An 18,765-nucleotide genomic window follows, 5' to 3' on the forward strand; every position below is an offset into this window, starting at 1 on the left:
AACGTTTTGCATTACCGTTTTCAATTATGAGCCGCTTTTCTAGCTGCATTATGGGCCATCCGATGTAAGGGGTTATTGTTCTTATGTTTTCGAATGTAGTTAATATTTATTTTCACATTTGGGAACATATTGTTTAAATGATTTAAAGAAGCTATTACTTTATCTCGTGCATTTTCATAATACGGATGCCGAACGTAATGTTCTGATAAAATCCGTGATATACTACTACAATCGGTGTATATGATAGCGGCTTTCGCTTGATATATCTTCAATACTGTAGTGAGTTGTTCAAGACTGTACACGATAGCAAGTAATTCCCCGTAATTTGAACCTTCATCATGCTCTATTATTAGTTTCTTAGCAGTTACATGTATAGTACGGTTGTAGACTATGGAGCAAGCAACACCATAATTATTTTGAGAAGCGAAACCAGCATAATCACAATATAGGAAGACCATACCCGTATTCATAATATTGTGTCGTACACTAGGGCTGATAGATGTTTTTTTAACCAAAAAGTCCTTGGCAGTTTGCACGGTTTTTCAATCTCCTTTATGCGTAATTATGTAAAATATTAATAAACTTACGAACGTTGATTAGGTTTAGATACTGTACATTTTATTAGTTTAAGTCAAGAAAAGCTTTGCTAAACCTTTTAGGTATCAAATTCCTGCAAATGGAATTTCTCTAGCGGATAGTGGATACCATAATCAAAAAAGCCTAGAGTTTAAAACAAATTTTTCACACATTTTCTAAAAAAGATTGACAGTGATTTTGTACATTGTGTATGATGAACGAATAAACGCGCGTTTACGAAAGAGGCTGAGCGATAATTGAAGAAGGCAGATATGAATAGTGTGGAGATCGCCCGTCTTGCTGGCGTATCCAGAAGCACGGTAAGCAGAGTCATCAACAACTACACGAACGTTCCAGAGAAGACACGTGACAAGGTTATGAAAGTCATCAAGCAGTATAATTATTTTCCAAATGTATCTGCTCAGGTGCTTGCTGGCAAACGTGCGCGAACAATCGGATTATTCCTAGTTGCGCCTGGACATGTGTCCAGCGATATTCTTACCAATATGATGATTGTAAGTGTAATTGAAGATGCGTCCGCTTATGGCTATTATGTGCTTACACATATCATACGAGATGCTAAGGATGCCGAAACGATCAAAAACGTAAAAGAGATTTTTTTCCAGCGTCGTATTGATGGAGGAATCTTTATTGGAGCGGCTACTCATGAACCATTTATTGAGGAGCTTATTGACGAAGGCTTCATTGTCGGCGTTGTGGATCAAGTGCATCCAGAAGCAACACAATCCAATCGCATTGTCACTAATTTCAACAATGAATCTGGTATGAAACAGGCTGTAGCTTATCTTACCGGTCTTGGTCATACGAAGATTGGTGTAATTAACGGGGATATGAACCGTTTATCGGGTCCGACGAAATATGAGGGCTTTTTGAAGGCTATGAAGTTATGCGGGCTGGAGGTTAATCCAGATTGGGTGCTGGCGGGCAGCTTTCATGAACAAAGCGGATATGAGTCAATCCATGCTTTTCTCCGTACTGAAGTGGAAAGGCCAACGGCAATTATTGCTGCGAATGACAGCGTAGCATTTGGTGCGATTCGTGCTTTGAAGGAAAATGGATTGCAGGTTCCAGATGATATGTCTATTATCGGTTTTGATGATCATGCGCTTAGCGAGAAGCACCATCCAGCTCTAACAACGGTTCGAGTCGAATTCAGCGATATGCTCAAGCAGCTGACTTCTATACTCATTGCCAAGATCGAGCAACCCACGGATGATATTAGACAAATCACGCTTGATTGCAGTCTTGTTATCCGAAACTCATGCAAAAGAGTGTGAGTTTTTTTGCAGAAATATAAACACGTGTTCATGAATGAGCTCACGCATTGGGACCATTCCAGACTTACCTCAAAGTAAAAAAACAAATAAGGATGGTGGATAAATGAAAACTTTACAACAACCTCGTAAGATCGAAGAGCATATCATTACCAGTTTTCTTGAAACAGTAGATGTACATACCGGGGAAAGAAAAGTTTTGGCTGAGTTTAATTATTTGATCGAAGCTCCAAACTGGACGAAAGACGGTAAACGTCTTATTTACAATAGCAAAGGTCAGCTATTTTCTTTTGATCTTGATTCAAATGAAAGCACTCTCATTAGCTCGGGGTATGCGAATCAATGCAATAACGATCATGTGCTGTCTCCTGATAATACGCACATCGCTGTGAGCCATCACACGAAGGAGGATGGCCAGTCACGCATCTATGTATTTCCACTTACAGGCGAACAACCCGTTCATCCAGTCCTCATTACAGCGATGGCTCCCAGCTATTTACACGGGTGGTCTCCAGATGGTGACACATTAGCTTATTGTGCGGAGCGGAACGGCAATTATAATATTTATACGATTCCAGTTACTGGCGGGGTGGAAACACAGTTAACGGATGCGGAGGGTCTGGACGATGGACCGGAGTATGCCCCGAACGGCCAGCATATTTGGTTCAATTCAACGAGAACGGGCTTAATGCAGGTTTGGCGGATGAACACAGACGGTAGTGAACAGACGCAAATGACTTTCGATGAAAGCAATAACTGGTTTCCTCATGTATCACCAGATGGCGAATCCGTTGCATATATCACTTACCAAAAAGACGATGTGGCACCAAATGACCATCCTGCGAATAAGAACGTAGAGATTCGTCTAATGGCTAGCAAAGGCGGCGAATATCGGACATTGGTCAAGCTATTTGGTGGTCAGGGCACGATCAACGTAAATTCCTGGTCGCCTGATAATCGTCAATTAGCGTTTGTCAGCTATAAATTATAGATCTAAAAAAATCATTCTTTTCGGGAGAGATTATAATGGTAAACGTAAAAGGAAGATGGGCGCTAATTACAGGAGCAAGCAGAGGTGTAGGCTATCAGACCGCTATTTTTATGGCAAAGCAGGGCTGCAATCTGATCTTGCACAGCAGAAATATGGAACATACGAAGAAAGTGGAGGAAGAAGTAAAAGCACTCGGTGTCGAAGCTTATTGCGTGCAAGCGGAGCTTGCCAATAACGATGAAGTAGTTGCCATGCTTGATGGAATCGAAGCAAAAGGAACAACGGTTGACATCGTATTCAATAATGCTGCCGTACAAATTGCTTATAGAACGGATTATTGGAAAACACCGATTGAAGATTATGATATGAGCTTCCGTATTAATTTTATTGCAATGGCAACTATTTGCTATCGTTTAATTCCTAAAATGATTGAAAGAGGCTTTGGTCGTGTTATTAATACGACTAGCGGCATTAAGAATGAACCTGAGCAATCCGGTTACGCAGCAAGTAAAGCGGCTCTTGATAAATTCACCAAGGATTTGGCGTCAAGGCTGGAAGGAACCAACGTAATGATTAATATTACAGATCCAGGCTGGTGCAGAACCGATTTAGGAGGCCCGAACGCACCTAGCGATGTTGCAACAGTTATTCCTGGAATAGCAGTTGGTGCCTTTGTTGATGATAAGAAAAGTGGACGCTTCCTTCATGCACAAAATTTTGTTGGCATGACATTAGAAGATGCAGTCGCCAAAGCGGAAACGATTGAAGCTAATCCATATATCATATAAAACAAGTTTCTAACGTTCAATTAGACGAGTATTGCAAAGTGATAAATACACTTTGTGTTGCTCGTCTTTTTTTTCGTATTGATAGTTAGCTTAAAGAAAAAATATATTTTTTCTAATATATGTTGTTTCAGATACATATATTTGGGTATTAATCATGTAACAAATAGATTGAAACATATTTTGACAAAGTGGTTCCGTAGAAATAGGTCCAATCAATCAAATTGTATTTCCTTTGTAATAATTAATTATGAATTTAGTTCTAAAGTATCAGAAAAAAACTAAGAAATACGTAGTACTTACAATTATTTTAGTGAAAAAAGGAAAGTTAATTCTGTATTACGCAATCAAAAATGTTAATTTACAGTTTTATGTGTTGTAATTTGGTAATTACTTTTGTATGATATTTTTGAATTGGATAAAGGTGGATGATAAAGTGAAAACCGTAATTAATGAGATTTTAGAACAATAAAACTATTCAAATGAAGCGAGTGTGTCAGAGTGTGTCAATTCAAATGAAAATCGTCCTAGTGTCTGACGGTATGCATGATATTATAACCAATTATCGTTTAGGAAAGTTAGACATAGTCAATAAAAACGGACTTAGTTTAGCAGATGCGCAGCATTTTCTCCAGAGCATAGATCCCAAGCTGGAAGGCATATTGATCACAGATGAAGCCTTTAACCAGCAGCCGGAGCAGGATAGGAAAGACCTGCTCGCATTGCTGGAATGGCTGAGAAGCAATCATGGATCACAAATACAGGTCATCTATGTAACGAAGGACATATCGAAAGAAGCTGAGCTTGCCGATCTCATTCATACTTATCGAAATTTCAAAATGAATACATATGATTACGTAAGAATACCTGCTCTATTATTCAAACAGACAATCGATCAAATGAAAGAAAATGGTTCTGGTAATCAGAAAAAAGAAAAGGAAAAAAACACGAAGAGCAGCGGCGAGACGAAAGGATCTTTCTTAGATCGATTTAAGCCGAAGCCGAAGCTTCAGCCAGAATTAACGGCAACCGACAGTCTGTCGAAGGAATTGGAAAAAATAAGCCGTGGCATTAGCCGTGTTGTAGCTGTTACTGGTCATAGAGGAAGCGGTTTGACTAGCACGGTCATTAATGTAGCGACTGAAGCGAGCAAGCGCGGATTAAGTGTCATGATCGTAGATATGGATATTGATTATAGAAGCACGAACATGTATCTGAATAGCTTTCATGAACGTACGAAGCGGGATGAGGCGATGAATGCCTCTCTTATCCGCACACTTGCCAGGCCGCAGGATTATATGACTACAGCCTTCTATTTGAAGGAGAATATGTGGATTACTGCACTCGGATACGAGTTTGCTGACGGCAAGCTCGTTGATCAGTTCTATAACAGCGGGAAGCTGGTTGGTCTAATATCGATGCTAAGAAATAAATTCAATTTAGTTGTACTAGATATGCCCTTTGATCTATTAAAAGCTTTCAAAGAGACGCTGATTCATGTAGACGTATTCGGCCTTTGTGTACCAAATAATTTGTATTCTGTGTTAAGCAGCTTGAGAAATATGGAGGCTGTTCTTGATGATGAAAGTATTTCGTACCTAAATGCGAAATCAAGAGTTATCGTTACGAAGTACAATGACCGTTCAAGATTTCAAAACGATATTTTTACACCTGAACGAGTGAGCACGGTTATGTCTTCCGGACTGCTTGACAGCCTATCTTATGAAATGAAGGTGGCAGGTTATGTGCCTTACAGCCATGATTTTGACTCGCAAATCGAATCGGATTTACCGCTAGTACATACGAGCACAGAATATGAGCGCGCTTATGGAAACATTCTCTTAAGACTGATGGAGGGAGCAGGCTAAATGGATTTAAGCACCTTGAAGAATGCATCCCCGAACAGACATATGTTCAAACGGATTGCAGCACTATTATTTAGTATTTTGGTAATAGCCGGCTCTTATATAATCATCACGAATGCAAGCAAGGATGCGAATGATGTGGTCGAGGTGCTGCGAGTAAAGCCGAAGGACGGCATTCCCGCATTCGTTGGATTGACGGAGAACAATATTGAGAAATACAAAATTATTAAAAAGGAATATACAGAAGATATGGTGCTGGCGGAGGATAAGGCTTCAGTATTAGAGAAATTGACCAAATATTATCTCAGACAAAACAGCGTTCTGTACAAGGATCAATTAGTGAATGAAAGACCGCAAAAAAATGAATGGTTATACTCTGTGGACGAAGAGAACGAAGTGCTGACTCTTCCATATAACTTCTTGGAGGTGGGCGGTGACATCCTCATGCCTGGAGACCGTGTGAGAATTCGGGTATCCTTCGATGTCGAGGATACGGGAGCTGCGGGAGGTAATCCAAATGCGATTTATTCACAATCAGCTTCATCGATCACGAAGACAGAAGTTCTGTTTGATAGCATCATCGTCAAGGATATGCTTAATTCGAACAGCCATTCCATATATGAGGTGTACAAAGAAGTTCAGAAGCTGAACGAGGATAAGAAGCAAGAGGTCATGAAGAGCAGAGAATTTCTGCAAAATATTCAACCGAGGGCTCTACTCCTAGAAGGCACCAGTCAGCAGGTTAACAATTATGCGAAGTATAAGGGACTGGACGGCAAGTCATTTCTGATTACCATTTTGAGCAGGAAAAACAGCGATGTCATTATAGATCAACTGCCAACATTGGAAAAAGAGGTGGAATCGTGGATAAAAAAAGGAGACTAGGCTTAGACAGCATATTGCAAAAAATATCCTCGAAAGATCTGGTTGGTGCAGAGCTGCAGGATAGCAACCTTGTTTATAGTGTAGTGGGATTTATACCGGCCTGTGATTTTGTTGATAATGCCATGCTCATTAGTAATTTAGGCTATCTTCTATCTCAGAAGGGTCTAAATACATGTGTAGTGGATTTAAAGGTTTTCTATCCCAATTTGTATTCGTATTTAGATGTGCTGCCCCACAAGAAAGGAAATGGCCTAATCAAGGTTCTCAAGAGCGATAAGGTGGATTTCAGAGATGAACTGCAACTGACAAAGTATGAACGGCTCTACCTGCTTTCTCCCAGCCCGCAGGATTTGATCGAGGAATATTTCGATTTCGAGTTTGAGAATGTGGAACGTGTCATTACGACGCTTAAGCAAATGTTTGATATTGTGCTCATTGACATTCCGAACAATCCGCCACTTGAGTTTTGTCTTGGCGCTATGAAATATTCCCATATCGGATTTTTTACGGCGACAGAACGTATGGAGGCAGCTAGCAATATGGTTAAATTGCTTGACTATGCCAAGTCGGTAGGAATCAGCACAGCGAAATTTACGAGTGTCATACTTATGAATTTGCAAAACTTGGAGTTTGATTACAAGGTGATGAAAGAAACTGGTTTTAATATCGTAACCGCATTGCCACTCGTGAAGGATGCAGTGGCCCGCGCGCATGAAGGAAAGCTTTACATAAAGGACGATCCCCTTGTAAATAAGCATTTTCGGAAAGAGATTCAAAAGCTGGCCGATCATCTGGCCGACCAGTAAAGGGGAGATCATAAATTGCTGACACGTGGAAAAGTTAGCGACATGCAGCAGAAAGTTATGCATCAGGTCCAGAAGAAAGAAAGCATGGAGGACCTGAATACGAAATATACGACAATCACTTTTGAAGAAGCACTGGAATTATGCCAGAAATACATAACTAAAATTACGACACATGCATATCGACGAGAAAACGATCCTGCTAGAAAGCGAGAAATGACAAAGTCCTATATAAATGAGTTTGTCGATTCGCAGAAGCCATCAGTCGAAGGGCATTATGATCTCGTTCTGCTTAAGAGCGCGCTTACTGATGAGATTACCCATTATGGGCCTATCACTAAAGCTATGGAAGATCCTGCAATCGATGAAATAAGGGCAAATGGTCCAGATCAGATTTTTGTGGAAAGCGGCGGAAGATCGATCAAGTGGGACCAGCATTTTACGGATCGAGAGCATATGGAAAGAATTATTTCCAAGCTTCTAGGTGTATCCAAGGTACGGCTCACTCCTAAGATCCCTATGGTGAATGCCAGAACGATTGAGGGCTTTCGGGTAAATGCCACCCATGCGGAAATCTCTCCTTATGATATGCCTGCATTTGTTATTCGGAAATTTAGCAAGAAGAGCATTTCCCCAAAAATGCTAATTGAGAATGAGTCCTTCTCATCCAATATGTATGAGCTGCTTTCCCTAATCCCTAAATCCGATCTATCTTGGATTACAGTAGGGCCGACTGGAAGCGGAAAGACGACGTTAAATGAGATTTTAGTAAAAGAGATTAGTCCGCTGTCTAGAATTATTACGATCGAGAACCCATCAGAAATGAGACTCATCCAAAGAGAGGAAGACAGTGAGCACGGTAGAATAATGAATGACGTTCTACAGTATGAATCGGTGCCGGATGATGATGATTCTAGCCCTGCTACAATGGAAAATCTTCTTATTAATGCGATGAGACAATCTCCGCATTGGATAGGGCCAGGAGAGCTGCGAACACCAGGTGAATTCGCGACCGCACTCCGAGCAGCGCAGACAGGTCACTATTTCTTCACTACCTTGCATGCGGAGGGCGATAAAGAGGCGATATACCGATTTTTGACTGCATATCTCATGGTATCGAATGAACCTGCAGAGTTAGCTCTTAGAAATATATGCAGTGCAGTTAAATTTGTTATTTTCCAAGAAAAGCTGGCTGATGGAACAAGGAAAGTAACCTCGATTAGTGAAATTTTGGGGACTGACGGCTTAAATCCCCTTATTAATCAAATCTACAGATTTGACTGCGAGGATGTGCTGGAAGAGAACGATGGATCGAAAAAAACAATAAAAATCGTTGGAGCACATAAGAGGGTAGGGAAGCTTTCGGAGAAGGTGCAGCAGATGATGCTAAAGGCAGGCATAAGAAGAAGCCGCTTTGAATTTTTCACGAAAGATCCTACAGAGGATGAAATAGAGGTGTACGAATTCGATGACTACCGCTTTAATCATTAGCCTTCTGCTCGGCGCCGCTGCTTTCATTCTCTTCAATGTCATGTTCGATGTGAAATTTTTTCAGGGCACATTAAGAGTCATTCTAGATATGGCCGACACGCTGGCAGAGTATTTGGGTCGTTATAATACGAAACGTTATGTTGATCGAATAAAGAAAGAGCGAATAGTGAGACAGAAGGAAAATATTTATGCCAAGTATAATCGGTTGGTAGAGGGGCTAATCCTAGACTTCAATATGCCTTTTACACTTGAAAGCTTTACCTCTTTGTTATGCATCTGCTTCGCGATTACGGTGATGCTTATCGTCTTTTTCATGCAGAATGTAACGCTCTCGGTAGTGGTTACGATTTCAATTTTTATCGGGCTTCTTACCTTCTTTGTCATGCAATCCAGAACGATTAAGGCCGAAAGGCTGGATAACATTATGGATGCTGAAGATATTATTTGTCCTCTAGCCCGCGAAGGCGTATTAGTTGCCATCAAAAAAGTAATGGAAAGCGATGAATACATTCATGTGAATATTCGTCCTTATTTCCGGCAGTTCATCGACAACTGTGACAATAACGGCTATTCCTTCAAACAAGCGATCACGCTGCTCAACAGGCAGCTCGGGCCCAAATTCGATAATTTTACGAAAAAAGCGATTATTTTTGAATATAACGAAAGAAAGGGCATGGCTGATATTTTTCTGGACATCGTGGACGAGAATGCGGTGCTTCGCGAAATTAATAATAAAAAAGATCGTATTTTCCGGAAAATGAACCGCGATTTTATGCTCAAGACGGGCATTATTGTTCTGTTTTTTCTTTACGCTTTATCGGTTCAGGATTTCAGAGAGTTTATGTTGTATAACAATATGGGGAAGTTGATCAATACCGTGTTGATCAGTGTCATATGCCTAAGCTTTGCTAGGTGCCAGGTGCTTCAAGGCAACTTAGGTACGGGAGGTGGGACATCATGATCCTCCTTGCGAAATTATTCGCCATGCTTTCCATCTTTTATTTAGTGAAGGTTCTCCTTTTCCCTCTCTTTAAGCCAGTAAGCAGAAATCAAAAAAAACGGGCTCGCATGTACATAAAACAAAGAAAAAACGCATTGGTAAAACAGAAATTTTCTAATCAGAAAAAGCATTTGGCAAGAAATTATGTCAAATATGTGCTGGGCAGCTCAGAAAGGCTTCGATTCAAAAAAATGATCGATCGGCTGGATCTCACCATTATGCCCGAGGAAATCCGAACCGATCAGCTCATTTATACAACTGCTGCATTGTTGATAACGGCCTTTCTAATGAAAGCAAACATCCTGCTCGGATGTACATCTGCCATTTTCATCTTGCTCGGCTGGCTGTATCCCGTAGTGGAATTAGAAAAGCTGATTGATAAGAAAAACAAAAATATATCATTAGATTTTCCTGCATTTTATAGCATGGTCTATTACCAGTATGCCAAATCGGTCAATATCCACTTTGCAGATGTTATCAAGGATTATATTCCAAACGCTAATACCGATATAGCCGAGGAGCTTGGAGTAATGCTGGATAATATTGATTACGGAGAGGAATACGCGTTAAAGCAGCTGAAGAAGCGCGTACCTTTGCATTTCGTAATTAAATTTTGCGACATTATGGAAACAAGGCTTAAGGGCTATGACAATGTATCACAAATGGCCTATCTCAAAAACGAGCTGGACGGCTTCAGAATTAGAGCGTTGGAAGATGAACTGGAAGTCAGAGAACGAAGCAATGCTCGAATCCAGCTGGTGCTTATCGTTGTTCTCATTATTTATATTGCGATCTACTACTTATTTACTATTTTGAGTTCAATGAAGATGTTTCAGTAATTCCACGAAATAATAGGAGGATATCATATGAAAAAGATAAAAGCATTCATTTCCAATGAATCAGGTGAAATTGGAATCAAACAGCTTGCAGTTACGGTAGCTGTTATTGTCATCATTGGATTTATTGTAACGACTCTAAAGGGTTCTTTTCTTGAAACATGGATTAAACAGGTATGGGATCTATTGATAGGAATGATTAACAACCTGATTAATTAACCGGGGGTAACGGAATGCAAGCTATAGCAAAAGCAGTGTTGATTACAATACTCTCATCCGTTTGCATTTTGATGCTCATCAATTTGGCTTTTTTCTTTCCGTGGTATTTGACGCTGGTGACAGAAACCTATAATGTCACACAGATTGTGGCAAGTGATAATTACTTAAAGGAATCGTATTATGACGATGCACTCGATAGGATGCAGGAACGGCCTATTTTTCGTGATAAGCCGCATGATATTGAAATAAAGGTAACCAACGAGGATTCAAGGGACGCAATCGGAAGAGATGATGATACTGCTTATACGAATTGGATGGATTCGGATAAACCTTACAGGCAAAGAGGCAAGCCGCTGCAAGTAGAAATAAGTGCGGTTTACCCGTTAACGATCACGATATGGGGAAAGAAGCTGGAGCGGGAGGTTCCTGTATCCTTCTCGATGTCCACAACCGGATTAAAGCATTATAAGGATCTAGACTATTATTTGGATTGAAAGAAAGGAAAGACTGTGAAAAATATTGCGATTGGACTGCTTGTTGTCATTCTCATTTCGATACTGATTGAGCCCATGACGGAAATGGCAAATGTATTTAGGGAAAAGATCATTGTCAGTACTGCGCTCTTTAACGCATGCCGTGCTGCCAAGGATAGAAGCCTCGAGTATGAGATGCTGCGCGGGCTGGATGCGAAAATAGACGAAGACAAGTTCAAACACTATTTTGCTGATGCGTTTGAAGATACATTGAACGTAACGAGACAATCAGGCGTGGACAATGCTATGACCTTTACTTCCAATGATGGCAAATATAATACATTTACAGTGACATTGGCGTTCAGCGAGAGAAAGGACTTTGAATCCAATCAGCTTGTTTCTGAAGTAGCAGTCAAGGCCGAATCCTTATACAAATTTAAAACCAAATATTTGAAGCTTGCCGAGAAGGCAAGCAAAGATGTGGATTACCAGATCATTGGCGAAAGAAAGCTCATACTTTCCGTGAAGCATTGATGAAAGGAAACGACCAAATGGACTATATTATGGTAACCTTCCAGACAGAAAGTAAGGAGAATATTGATTTGCGAGTACCGGTGTTCGTGAATATTGAAGAGCTGCTAGTGATGCTCTCAGAAGCGCTCAATCTTACGAGAAGGCGAGAGGTTAAACTGCAAGCCGAGCCGTTAGGACGCATATTAAATAATAGCAAAACGTTGGAAGAAGAAGGCGTTGCACATGGTGCGCTGCTCACCCTCATTTGAGAAGGAGCGATTAAATGAATGCGAATATCCAAAATGGCGGGTTGATATTATTAACAGACAAAAAGCTCTATCTTAGCGACGTCAAAAGCTTTAGCGGTACGAATGAGATTCAGACTAACCTCGCAAATCATCATGCTGCGTTAACAAAAGGCGTATTTTGGTTTATGAACAAGGTTGGAAATGATCTGTACTACAGTGATCAAAAGCGAGGCCATGCCCTTTGCAGGATGGAGATTGATAGTCGGAACGAAGAGCTGATATTAGATAAGCCTTGTTATATGCTGCTATATAGCGATGAATGGATTTACTACATAAATGAGGATGATCAACGATTGTATCGCTGCAGGACGGATGGAAAGCATGAAATGAAATGGATTGACGAGCATGTAGACTGCTTCTTGATTGAGGATGGACTCATCTACTATGCATCTCCTCAAGGAATTAGAATGTGCAATGAAACAGGTGCTGAGAAGGAAACCATATGTGATGCGGTAGCGACAAGTATATTGCGTATAGGCGACAAGCTTGCTTTCGCTGACAAAAGCAATTCAAATCAACTGACGCTGTTTGATTTGAAAACAGGCCTAAGCGCTGTCTATGATCGCATAGAAGCAGTCAGCATGAACACAGATGGCAGCTATTTATACTGCGCAAATCGCTTGAACGGCAATAGCATTTACAGAATGGATCCAGAGACAGGCAGCAGTATAAGAATTTGCGGAGAGAGTGCCGATTATTTGCATGTTGCTGATGACGAACTTTATTTTTGCAACAAACGCGATTGGCATAGGCTCTCCTTATCGGGCGGAGAAGCAAGCAGAATACTTGTATGAGGTGGATATATAGATGAACAATGAATTCAGTCGCCAACCGAGGTTTCTTCCTGATATGCCTCGGGGAGAGGTTGAAGTGCCAAACCCGCCGATGATCAATGAGAAGCCGGATATTTCTTGGTTTGGGCTGTTGCTGCCTCCTGCGGTCATGCTAGTCATTACGATATTGATCGCAATGACTTCTCAGTCTATGTTCATGCTGATTTCCATTGCAACGACTATTATGACCCTCATCGCTTCCCTTACAGGAGCTACAACTCAGATTAGGAAATATAAGCGGAAGAAGAAGGAACGAGAAGAGAAGTATCTCCAATTCATTGCGGATACACGAAGTGAGCTTACTCTAGCAAGAGAGCAGCAAGTAAAGGCCATGAACGAGATGAACCCCGAGCCGGCAGAATGTGTTCAACGAATTATGCGTACAGATAACAAGCTTTGGGAAAAAACGCCTTCCTATAATGATTTTCTTTCGTTGCGGATAGGGGTTGGGAGTGCTCCGCTTGAATTGAAAATCAAGTACACCAAGCAAGCTATTGTACTTGAAACAGATCCGCTGCTGATGGAACCGCAGAAGCTTGCTTTAGAATTTGAGAAGATTCCTCAAGTCCCAATCACGATTGATTTGATGGCTTCTGACATATGCGGCATTGCCGGAGAGGCGGTAAAAACATCCGAGCTCATCAGGCTTATGCTGCTGCAGATTGTTACCCACCATGGCTATGACGATGTAAGAGTCATATTGCTGGCGTCCGAAGCTGGGCTGGAGAGATGGAGCTGGCTGAAATATTTGCCTCATATATGGGATGATGGATTCCATGTCAGGTTTTTATTATGTGGCAAAGCCATGGCACATCAAATGTTATCAGAGCTATATTCGGCAATAAAGGAAAGAGAAATGAAGAGTGTTGGCGGGAGTGCGCTGCCTCATTACCTCTTTATTGTTGAAGATGTATCCTTGCTCGAAAACGAGCAAATAAGTAAATATTTGTATAATGGCAGCGCAAAGCTTGGCGTGTCCACTCTGTTTATAGCGCCAAATCCGGCCTATCTCCCGATGAACTGCAAAACGGTTATAAATCTGCAGGGAAAAAGCGGAGAAATGGCCGACCGTATATCGGGGGAGAAGATAGCCTTCACGCCCGACCAGGCAGACTTGAAGGACTTGGATCAAGCGGCAAGAATGCTCGCACCGCTGCGCATTAGAAATGCTAGTGTGAATTTCGCGCTCCCTGCCTCGATCACGTTAATGGATATGCTTCATGCAGAGACGGCAGCAGATGTTGATTTGCTCTTTAATTGGGTCAAAAACAAAACCTTTATGGGAATGAGTGTGCCAATCGGTGTAAGAGCTGGCGGAGAGTCGCTTCATCTGGATATGCATGAAACCGGATACGGTCCTCACGGCTTAGTAGCTGGAACGACTGGATCAGGAAAAAGTGAACTGCTTCAAAGCATCATTATTTCTCAAGCTATTCATTATCACCCGCATGACATCGTGTTTGTCCTAATCGACTATAAAGGCGGAGGCATGGCAGATGTATTCAAAGGAATGCCGCATCTTGTTGGGACGATAACGAACTTAGACGGCAATCAAACAACGAGAGCTCTTCTTTCCATAAAAAGCGAGCTGATGAGCAGACAACGTATTTTCTCAGAGTACGGCGTCAATAGCATAGATAAATATCAGAAGCTATTTTATAGCAAGAATGGCAACCAGTCGATGCCAGCTATACCGCATCTCATTATGATTGCAGATGAGTTTGCAGAGCTAAAACAGGATCAGCCAGATTTTATGAAGGAGCTTGTGAGTACTGCTAGGGTTGGAAGAAGCCTAGGCGTACATTTGATTCTTGCTACTCAGAAGCCTGCAGGAGTTGTAGATGATCAAATATGGAGTAACTCTAAGTTCAAAATCTGTTTGAAAGTTCAGGATGAAGCTGACAGCAGAGATGTGATCAAAAGACCAGATGCAGCTATGATTAAGGAACCGGGACGAGCATACATACAAGTTGGAAACGATGAAATATTCGAGCTGTTCCAATCCGCTTATTCAGGTGCTGATTATGATCCCAATGGGCAATTGAAAAAGAACGAAAACAAAGTGAAAAGGCTGTTTAAAGTTTCACTGAATGGGAGAAGCGAGCAGATTTATCCGCTGGAGGAAGAGAAAATAGCGAGAAATGAGCTGCCATCGCAATTGCATGCAATGGTTGAGCACATTACGAGAACGGCTGCACAATTTGGCATTGAACCGATAAAGGGACCTTGGCTCCCCCCGCTTCCGAATATTGTATTCTTTGACAAGCTGATCCGAAACGGTTACAGCAAGGGGGCTTGGGCCAAGCAGGAGAAGCTATTGAGAGTACCGATTGGCTTCATGGATGATCCGCGAGGTCAAAGGCAAGAGCCGCTGGAAATGGACTTTGCCGCAGAAGGCAATCTGTTTGTTTATGGTACACCGGGAACAGGCAAAACTATCTTCTTAAAAACGTTGTGCATGTCTATGGCGCTATTGTACTCTCCAGAGGATGTCCATATTTATATTATGGATTTCGGTGGAAACACGTTAAAACCATTTGAGAGACTGCCCCATGTTGGTGGAATAATGACTCTGGAGCAAGAGGATAAGATCGATCAATTTATGTTATTCCTATTTAGAATAATGGAGGAAAGAAAGGAAGAGTTTGAGAAGTCAGGCAGTGAAGGCTTTAATGATTATCGTAAGAGCGGAAAAGGGATGGCAGCCATTGTTGTCGTAATCGACAATTATTTTGCATTATCGGAAACATATGAAGCGATTGATGAGCAAATGGTGCTGCTTGCGAGAGAAGGCTTTAAATACGGCATTTATATCGTAGCGACAGCAACGAATGCCTCATTAGTTAGATACAAATTCTCAGTCAATTTCAAGATGGCAATTAGTTTTCAAATGACAGAAAAAAGCGAGTATGACGGAATTGTTGGAAGAACAGAAGGTTTAGAGCCTGCTAAGGCTGCCGGCAGAGGCTTAGTTAGAGGAAAACCGCCGCTTGAGTTTCAAACCTCCCTCCCAGAGTATGAGGGACAAAGCACGGAGCAGCTGTTAGAGATGTTTGGCGGACTAGAGGTTATTCAAGCTACACCTATTCCTGTAATGCCCGCACATCTTGATATGCGGGAGATTAACAGGGAAACGGAAAGGCTTGCCATTGGCCTTGGAAATAATGACCTTCAACCCGTATTTGTCGATCTTCACGCGACCCCTGTGTTAATGATAGCGGGAGAGGCGATGAGCGGTAAAAGCACCCTGCTCGTTTCTTGGATTAAGCTGCTAAGCGAAAAGCAGAAAGGGCTAGAGGTCTATGCTTTGGATTCTTCTGGTATGGGCATATATGAGCTTATGAATCAGCCATATACTACAGATTTGTCCAGTGTGGAGGATATGAATGATTTCACAGACAGTGTGAAAGAAAAACTGAATGAACGGCGCAGCCAGCTGCTTGCGTGCAGGATGTCTGGCGGCGATTCTGCCGCGATAATGAAGGAATGGCATCAAATCGTATTTGTAATTGATCGCTTTAGTGAATTAACAAATAACGATATGTACAGTCTTCACGAGCTGCTGGAGAGGATCATTAAACAAGAACGAGGAATGAAGGTTGCTGTTATTGCCGCTGATAATACAAGTGATTTAGCCTCCAACTGGGATACATTAGGGAAGGCAATTCGGGAAGAGCAGACAGGTATTCTTCTCGGAAGAATAAAGGAACAAAATTTGTATTCGGTAAGCTTCCCTTTCGGCAAACAAGAAAAAAATACGGAACAAGGCGACGGTTATTTTATTATCAAAAATAAATTTACAGGATTGAGATGTGCCTCGCTTTGAAATGGGTACTAGTGGAGTAGAAGGAATTTATTAGCGATTAAAGTGGAGGTGAAACCATGTCGATTAGTCCGTTTGAAATTAGAAGAAGCGCAGCTCAGATAAACGATCTAACCAATGATGCGAAGAGAGAAACGAATGCTCTACAAAGTGATTTCGCGCAGTCGGCGGCCTACTGGTCTGGTAATGCATCAACAACTTTCCGTGATGAATATTCATCACTTAATAGTGAATTCAACCGATTGCTAAGCAGTTTGGCTAGATTGGAGAACAGTGTCGATAGACTGGCGAGCGATGTAAGGCGGGCCGATGACGAACGAGCTGAGAAGATAAGAGCAGCGGCAGCGAAGCTTGCCGCAGAAGAGGCGCTTAAACAAAAACAAAAAAAATGAAGGAAATCATTTGAAAGGAGGTGAGAAATATGGCAGGAAATAATTTAACATTTAATCCTGATCAAGCTCTAGGTGTAGCTAAGTCAATTAGCAGCAAAGCAAGCAATGCTCAGACACTTATTAATCAACTACAGAAGGAAATTCATGCGGTTAGCGGTTGGTGGCAGGGTGAATCGCAAACCGCATTTGTTCAACAATTTGACGGACTAATGCCTAGCTTTAAAGAATTGGTTACTTGCGTAGAGAACATAAGCAAAAACCTTACACAAATCGCAAACATCAAGCAGCAAGCCGAGCAAGAAATGGCAAGCAAGCTTCGCAGCAGATAATGAGAAAGCAAGGCAGGGTGCTTAATCAGACCTGCCTTGCTTACCTATTGTATTCATATGAAATAATGTGGAGGGATCTTAAGGTGGAGCTGACTGACAAACAGTACTTGATGCTGGCCACAATAGTAGAATTTAATATTGCTGACGAGTACAAACAACGCAGGATCAAGGAAATAGTCAGCCATATTTCAGAGTCAGCTGAACTGGAGAACTATAGGCATTTGCAAAACCAGTACAATGAAGTCATTGCGGACGAGGCGATTGGGAGCCTCGAACTTATGGATAAGATGAAATCTAACGGCGCGGGAGCCTATTCCTTTAAAAATGAGCATGATGATAGAGTCATTATCTTTACATACAAGAGTTCGAGTTGGATGGAGGATTTACAAACCTTCCTGAATGGCGAAAGCAGCGTATTTCAAGAAGCATTTCAGTTTCTACGGAAAAATAAAGGTGATTATGCTTGTTCAGTAGTCGGGCATTCTTTAGGCGGCGCGGTTGCTTTATATGCTGCAGCTACAGTGGGGGGCGTTGGAGGCGTTGTATTTGATGCACCTGGCATAGCCACGCTATTGACTAGCGAACAAAGGGATAGCCTGAAGGTTAAGAACTATATCGCTTATAATAGCCTGATTTCGGCTGCAGGTGTTCAAGCGGAAGAGCATCTGTTTGCGAAACCAAGTGATGAAGCAGCAGCTATTATCTCTTCTGATGATGATGTTCAAGGCCGGTATATGTTTGACCGAAATGAGAAGGTTATCGTAGGGGATCCAGGTGAAATCTATATCTTACTTTCAAAGCTGAATTCGCTCACAGAGGATGAGTCGCCGGCTTTCACGGAAGTAATGGATGTTTTTGCCGCTAATGGGGGCTTGGAACAAAAAGCTGAAGATCATTTAGGCTATTTTTTGTTGATGCTAATAGAGCAATTGGATGCAGGGAAGATAAGAGCTTCCTTAGCTGAAATCTCATATCGGTTTGATCGGTTGGTCCAGGACAAATACAAGGTTTGGCGATATGAGATAAACGAGAAATTAGATCAGTTGGCATTCGATGAATTAGCTGATGGGATCGCTGCGATTTCTGAGAATAGGGTGTTAGATGCAGCAGAAACGATGGAAAGCATTTATCGATGCACAGAGGCGGTATTATCCATCCTTGTAGTAAGCGATCCGAACAGTCAGCTCTTATCGAATATGCTGGATGCAGGTTTGGATCACTTTACAGATGCTTTGGAGGAGACCATGAATAAGTTATCTGAACAAATGAGCGCACAGCTCGATAAAATGATCGAATCAAAGATGAACAGCATGCTGCAGCTTCCAGAGCTAAAATTTGATTTGTAATA

19 protein-coding genes are annotated in these 18,765 nt (G+C 41.6%); 18 read left to right on the forward strand and 1 reads right to left on the reverse strand.

Annotated elements, in window-relative coordinates:
• Positions 1 to 20 precede the first annotated feature (20 nt).
• Positions 21 to 536, reverse strand: coding sequence for an RNase H family protein (locus tag CEF13_RS10945; protein WP_244917070.1), 516 nt, complete (start codon positions 534 to 536; stop codon positions 21 to 23).
• A gap of 297 nt (positions 537 to 833) precedes the next feature.
• On the opposite strand from CEF13_RS10945, the gene CEF13_RS10950 reads away from it, so the two are divergent.
• From CEF13_RS10950 to CEF13_RS11035, 18 genes are all read left to right on the forward strand, one after another.
• Entirely contained in the window at positions 834 to 1,874 is a 1,041-nt protein-coding gene (locus CEF13_RS10950) for a LacI family DNA-binding transcriptional regulator (RefSeq protein WP_102710707.1), read from the forward strand.
• A 103-nt stretch (positions 1,875 to 1,977) separates the two neighbouring features.
• Complete coding sequence (locus CEF13_RS10955) at positions 1,978 to 2,862, forward strand: TolB family protein (protein WP_102710708.1); 885 nt, start codon at positions 1,978 to 1,980, stop codon at positions 2,860 to 2,862.
• A 35-nt stretch (positions 2,863 to 2,897) separates the two neighbouring features.
• A complete protein-coding gene (locus CEF13_RS10960; RefSeq protein ID WP_102710709.1) occupies positions 2,898 to 3,650 on the forward strand; it encodes an SDR family NAD(P)-dependent oxidoreductase in 753 nt (250 codons plus the stop codon).
• Between the two features lie 512 nt (positions 3,651 to 4,162).
• Entirely contained in the window at positions 4,163 to 5,515 is a 1,353-nt protein-coding gene (locus tag CEF13_RS10965) for a nucleotide-binding protein (protein WP_166742827.1), read from the forward strand.
• Positions 5,516 to 6,397: a flagellar biosynthesis protein FlgA gene (locus CEF13_RS10970; protein WP_102710711.1), complete on the forward strand. Its 882-nt coding sequence runs from the start codon at positions 5,516 to 5,518 to the stop codon at positions 6,395 to 6,397. It abuts the gene before it with no gap.
• Positions 6,376 to 7,203 (forward strand): CpaE/TadZ family protein, encoded by an 828-nt coding sequence (locus tag CEF13_RS10975; protein WP_102710712.1) that lies wholly within the window; start codon positions 6,376 to 6,378, stop codon positions 7,201 to 7,203. Before CEF13_RS10970 ends, CEF13_RS10975 begins: the two co-directional genes overlap by 22 nt.
• A 15-nt stretch (positions 7,204 to 7,218) precedes the next feature.
• Positions 7,219 to 8,691: a TadA family conjugal transfer-associated ATPase gene (locus tag CEF13_RS10980; protein WP_102710713.1), complete on the forward strand. Its 1,473-nt coding sequence runs from the start codon at positions 7,219 to 7,221 to the stop codon at positions 8,689 to 8,691.
• On the forward strand, positions 8,669 to 9,652 hold the full coding sequence (locus CEF13_RS10985) for a hypothetical protein (protein ID WP_102710714.1): 984 nt from the start codon (positions 8,669 to 8,671) through the stop codon (positions 9,650 to 9,652). Before CEF13_RS10980 ends, CEF13_RS10985 begins: the two co-directional genes overlap by 23 nt.
• Positions 9,649 to 10,530 carry a hypothetical protein gene (locus CEF13_RS10990; protein ID WP_102710715.1) on the forward strand — a complete coding sequence of 294 codons (882 nt, stop codon included), beginning with the start codon at positions 9,649 to 9,651 and terminating at the stop codon, positions 10,528 to 10,530. Before CEF13_RS10985 ends, CEF13_RS10990 begins: the two co-directional genes overlap by 4 nt.
• 27 nt (positions 10,531 to 10,557) lie before the next feature.
• Positions 10,558 to 10,746 carry a hypothetical protein gene (locus CEF13_RS10995; RefSeq protein ID WP_102710716.1) on the forward strand — a complete coding sequence of 63 codons (189 nt, stop codon included), beginning with the start codon at positions 10,558 to 10,560 and terminating at the stop codon, positions 10,744 to 10,746.
• Positions 10,747 to 10,760: 14 nt separating this feature from the next.
• The gene (locus tag CEF13_RS11000) at positions 10,761 to 11,240 is read left to right on the forward strand and encodes a hypothetical protein (protein WP_102710717.1); all 480 of its coding nucleotides are present in this window, start codon (positions 10,761 to 10,763) and stop codon (positions 11,238 to 11,240) included.
• Between the two features lie 15 nt (positions 11,241 to 11,255).
• Positions 11,256 to 11,753: a hypothetical protein gene (locus CEF13_RS11005; protein ID WP_102710718.1), complete on the forward strand. Its 498-nt coding sequence runs from the start codon at positions 11,256 to 11,258 to the stop codon at positions 11,751 to 11,753.
• Positions 11,754 to 11,770: 17 nt separating this feature from the next.
• Positions 11,771 to 12,001, forward strand: coding sequence for an EsaB/YukD family protein (locus CEF13_RS11010; RefSeq protein WP_166742828.1), 231 nt, complete (start codon positions 11,771 to 11,773; stop codon positions 11,999 to 12,001).
• 14 nt (positions 12,002 to 12,015) lie between these two features.
• Complete coding sequence (locus CEF13_RS11015; RefSeq protein WP_102710720.1) at positions 12,016 to 12,834, forward strand: DUF5050 domain-containing protein; 819 nt, start codon at positions 12,016 to 12,018, stop codon at positions 12,832 to 12,834.
• A 13-nt stretch (positions 12,835 to 12,847) separates the two neighbouring features.
• Positions 12,848 to 16,699 carry a type VII secretion protein EssC gene (essC, locus tag CEF13_RS11020; RefSeq protein ID WP_102710721.1) on the forward strand — a complete coding sequence of 1,284 codons (3,852 nt, stop codon included), beginning with the start codon at positions 12,848 to 12,850 and terminating at the stop codon, positions 16,697 to 16,699.
• 56 nt (positions 16,700 to 16,755) lie between these two features.
• The gene (locus tag CEF13_RS11025) at positions 16,756 to 17,088 is read left to right on the forward strand and encodes a WXG100 family type VII secretion target (RefSeq protein WP_102710722.1); all 333 of its coding nucleotides are present in this window, start codon (positions 16,756 to 16,758) and stop codon (positions 17,086 to 17,088) included.
• Positions 17,089 to 17,117: 29 nt separating this feature from the next.
• A complete protein-coding gene (locus tag CEF13_RS11030) occupies positions 17,118 to 17,417 on the forward strand; it encodes a WXG100 family type VII secretion target (protein ID WP_102710723.1) in 300 nt (99 codons plus the stop codon).
• An 83-nt stretch (positions 17,418 to 17,500) separates the two neighbouring features.
• Complete coding sequence (locus tag CEF13_RS11035) at positions 17,501 to 18,763, forward strand: lipase family protein (RefSeq protein WP_166742829.1); 1,263 nt, start codon at positions 17,501 to 17,503, stop codon at positions 18,761 to 18,763.
• The last annotated feature ends 2 nt before the right edge of the window (positions 18,764 to 18,765 follow it).

The organism is Paenibacillus castaneae (assembly GCF_002884445.1).
GTDB classification, from domain to species: Bacteria; Bacillota; Bacilli; order Paenibacillales; family Paenibacillaceae; genus Pristimantibacillus; species Pristimantibacillus castaneae.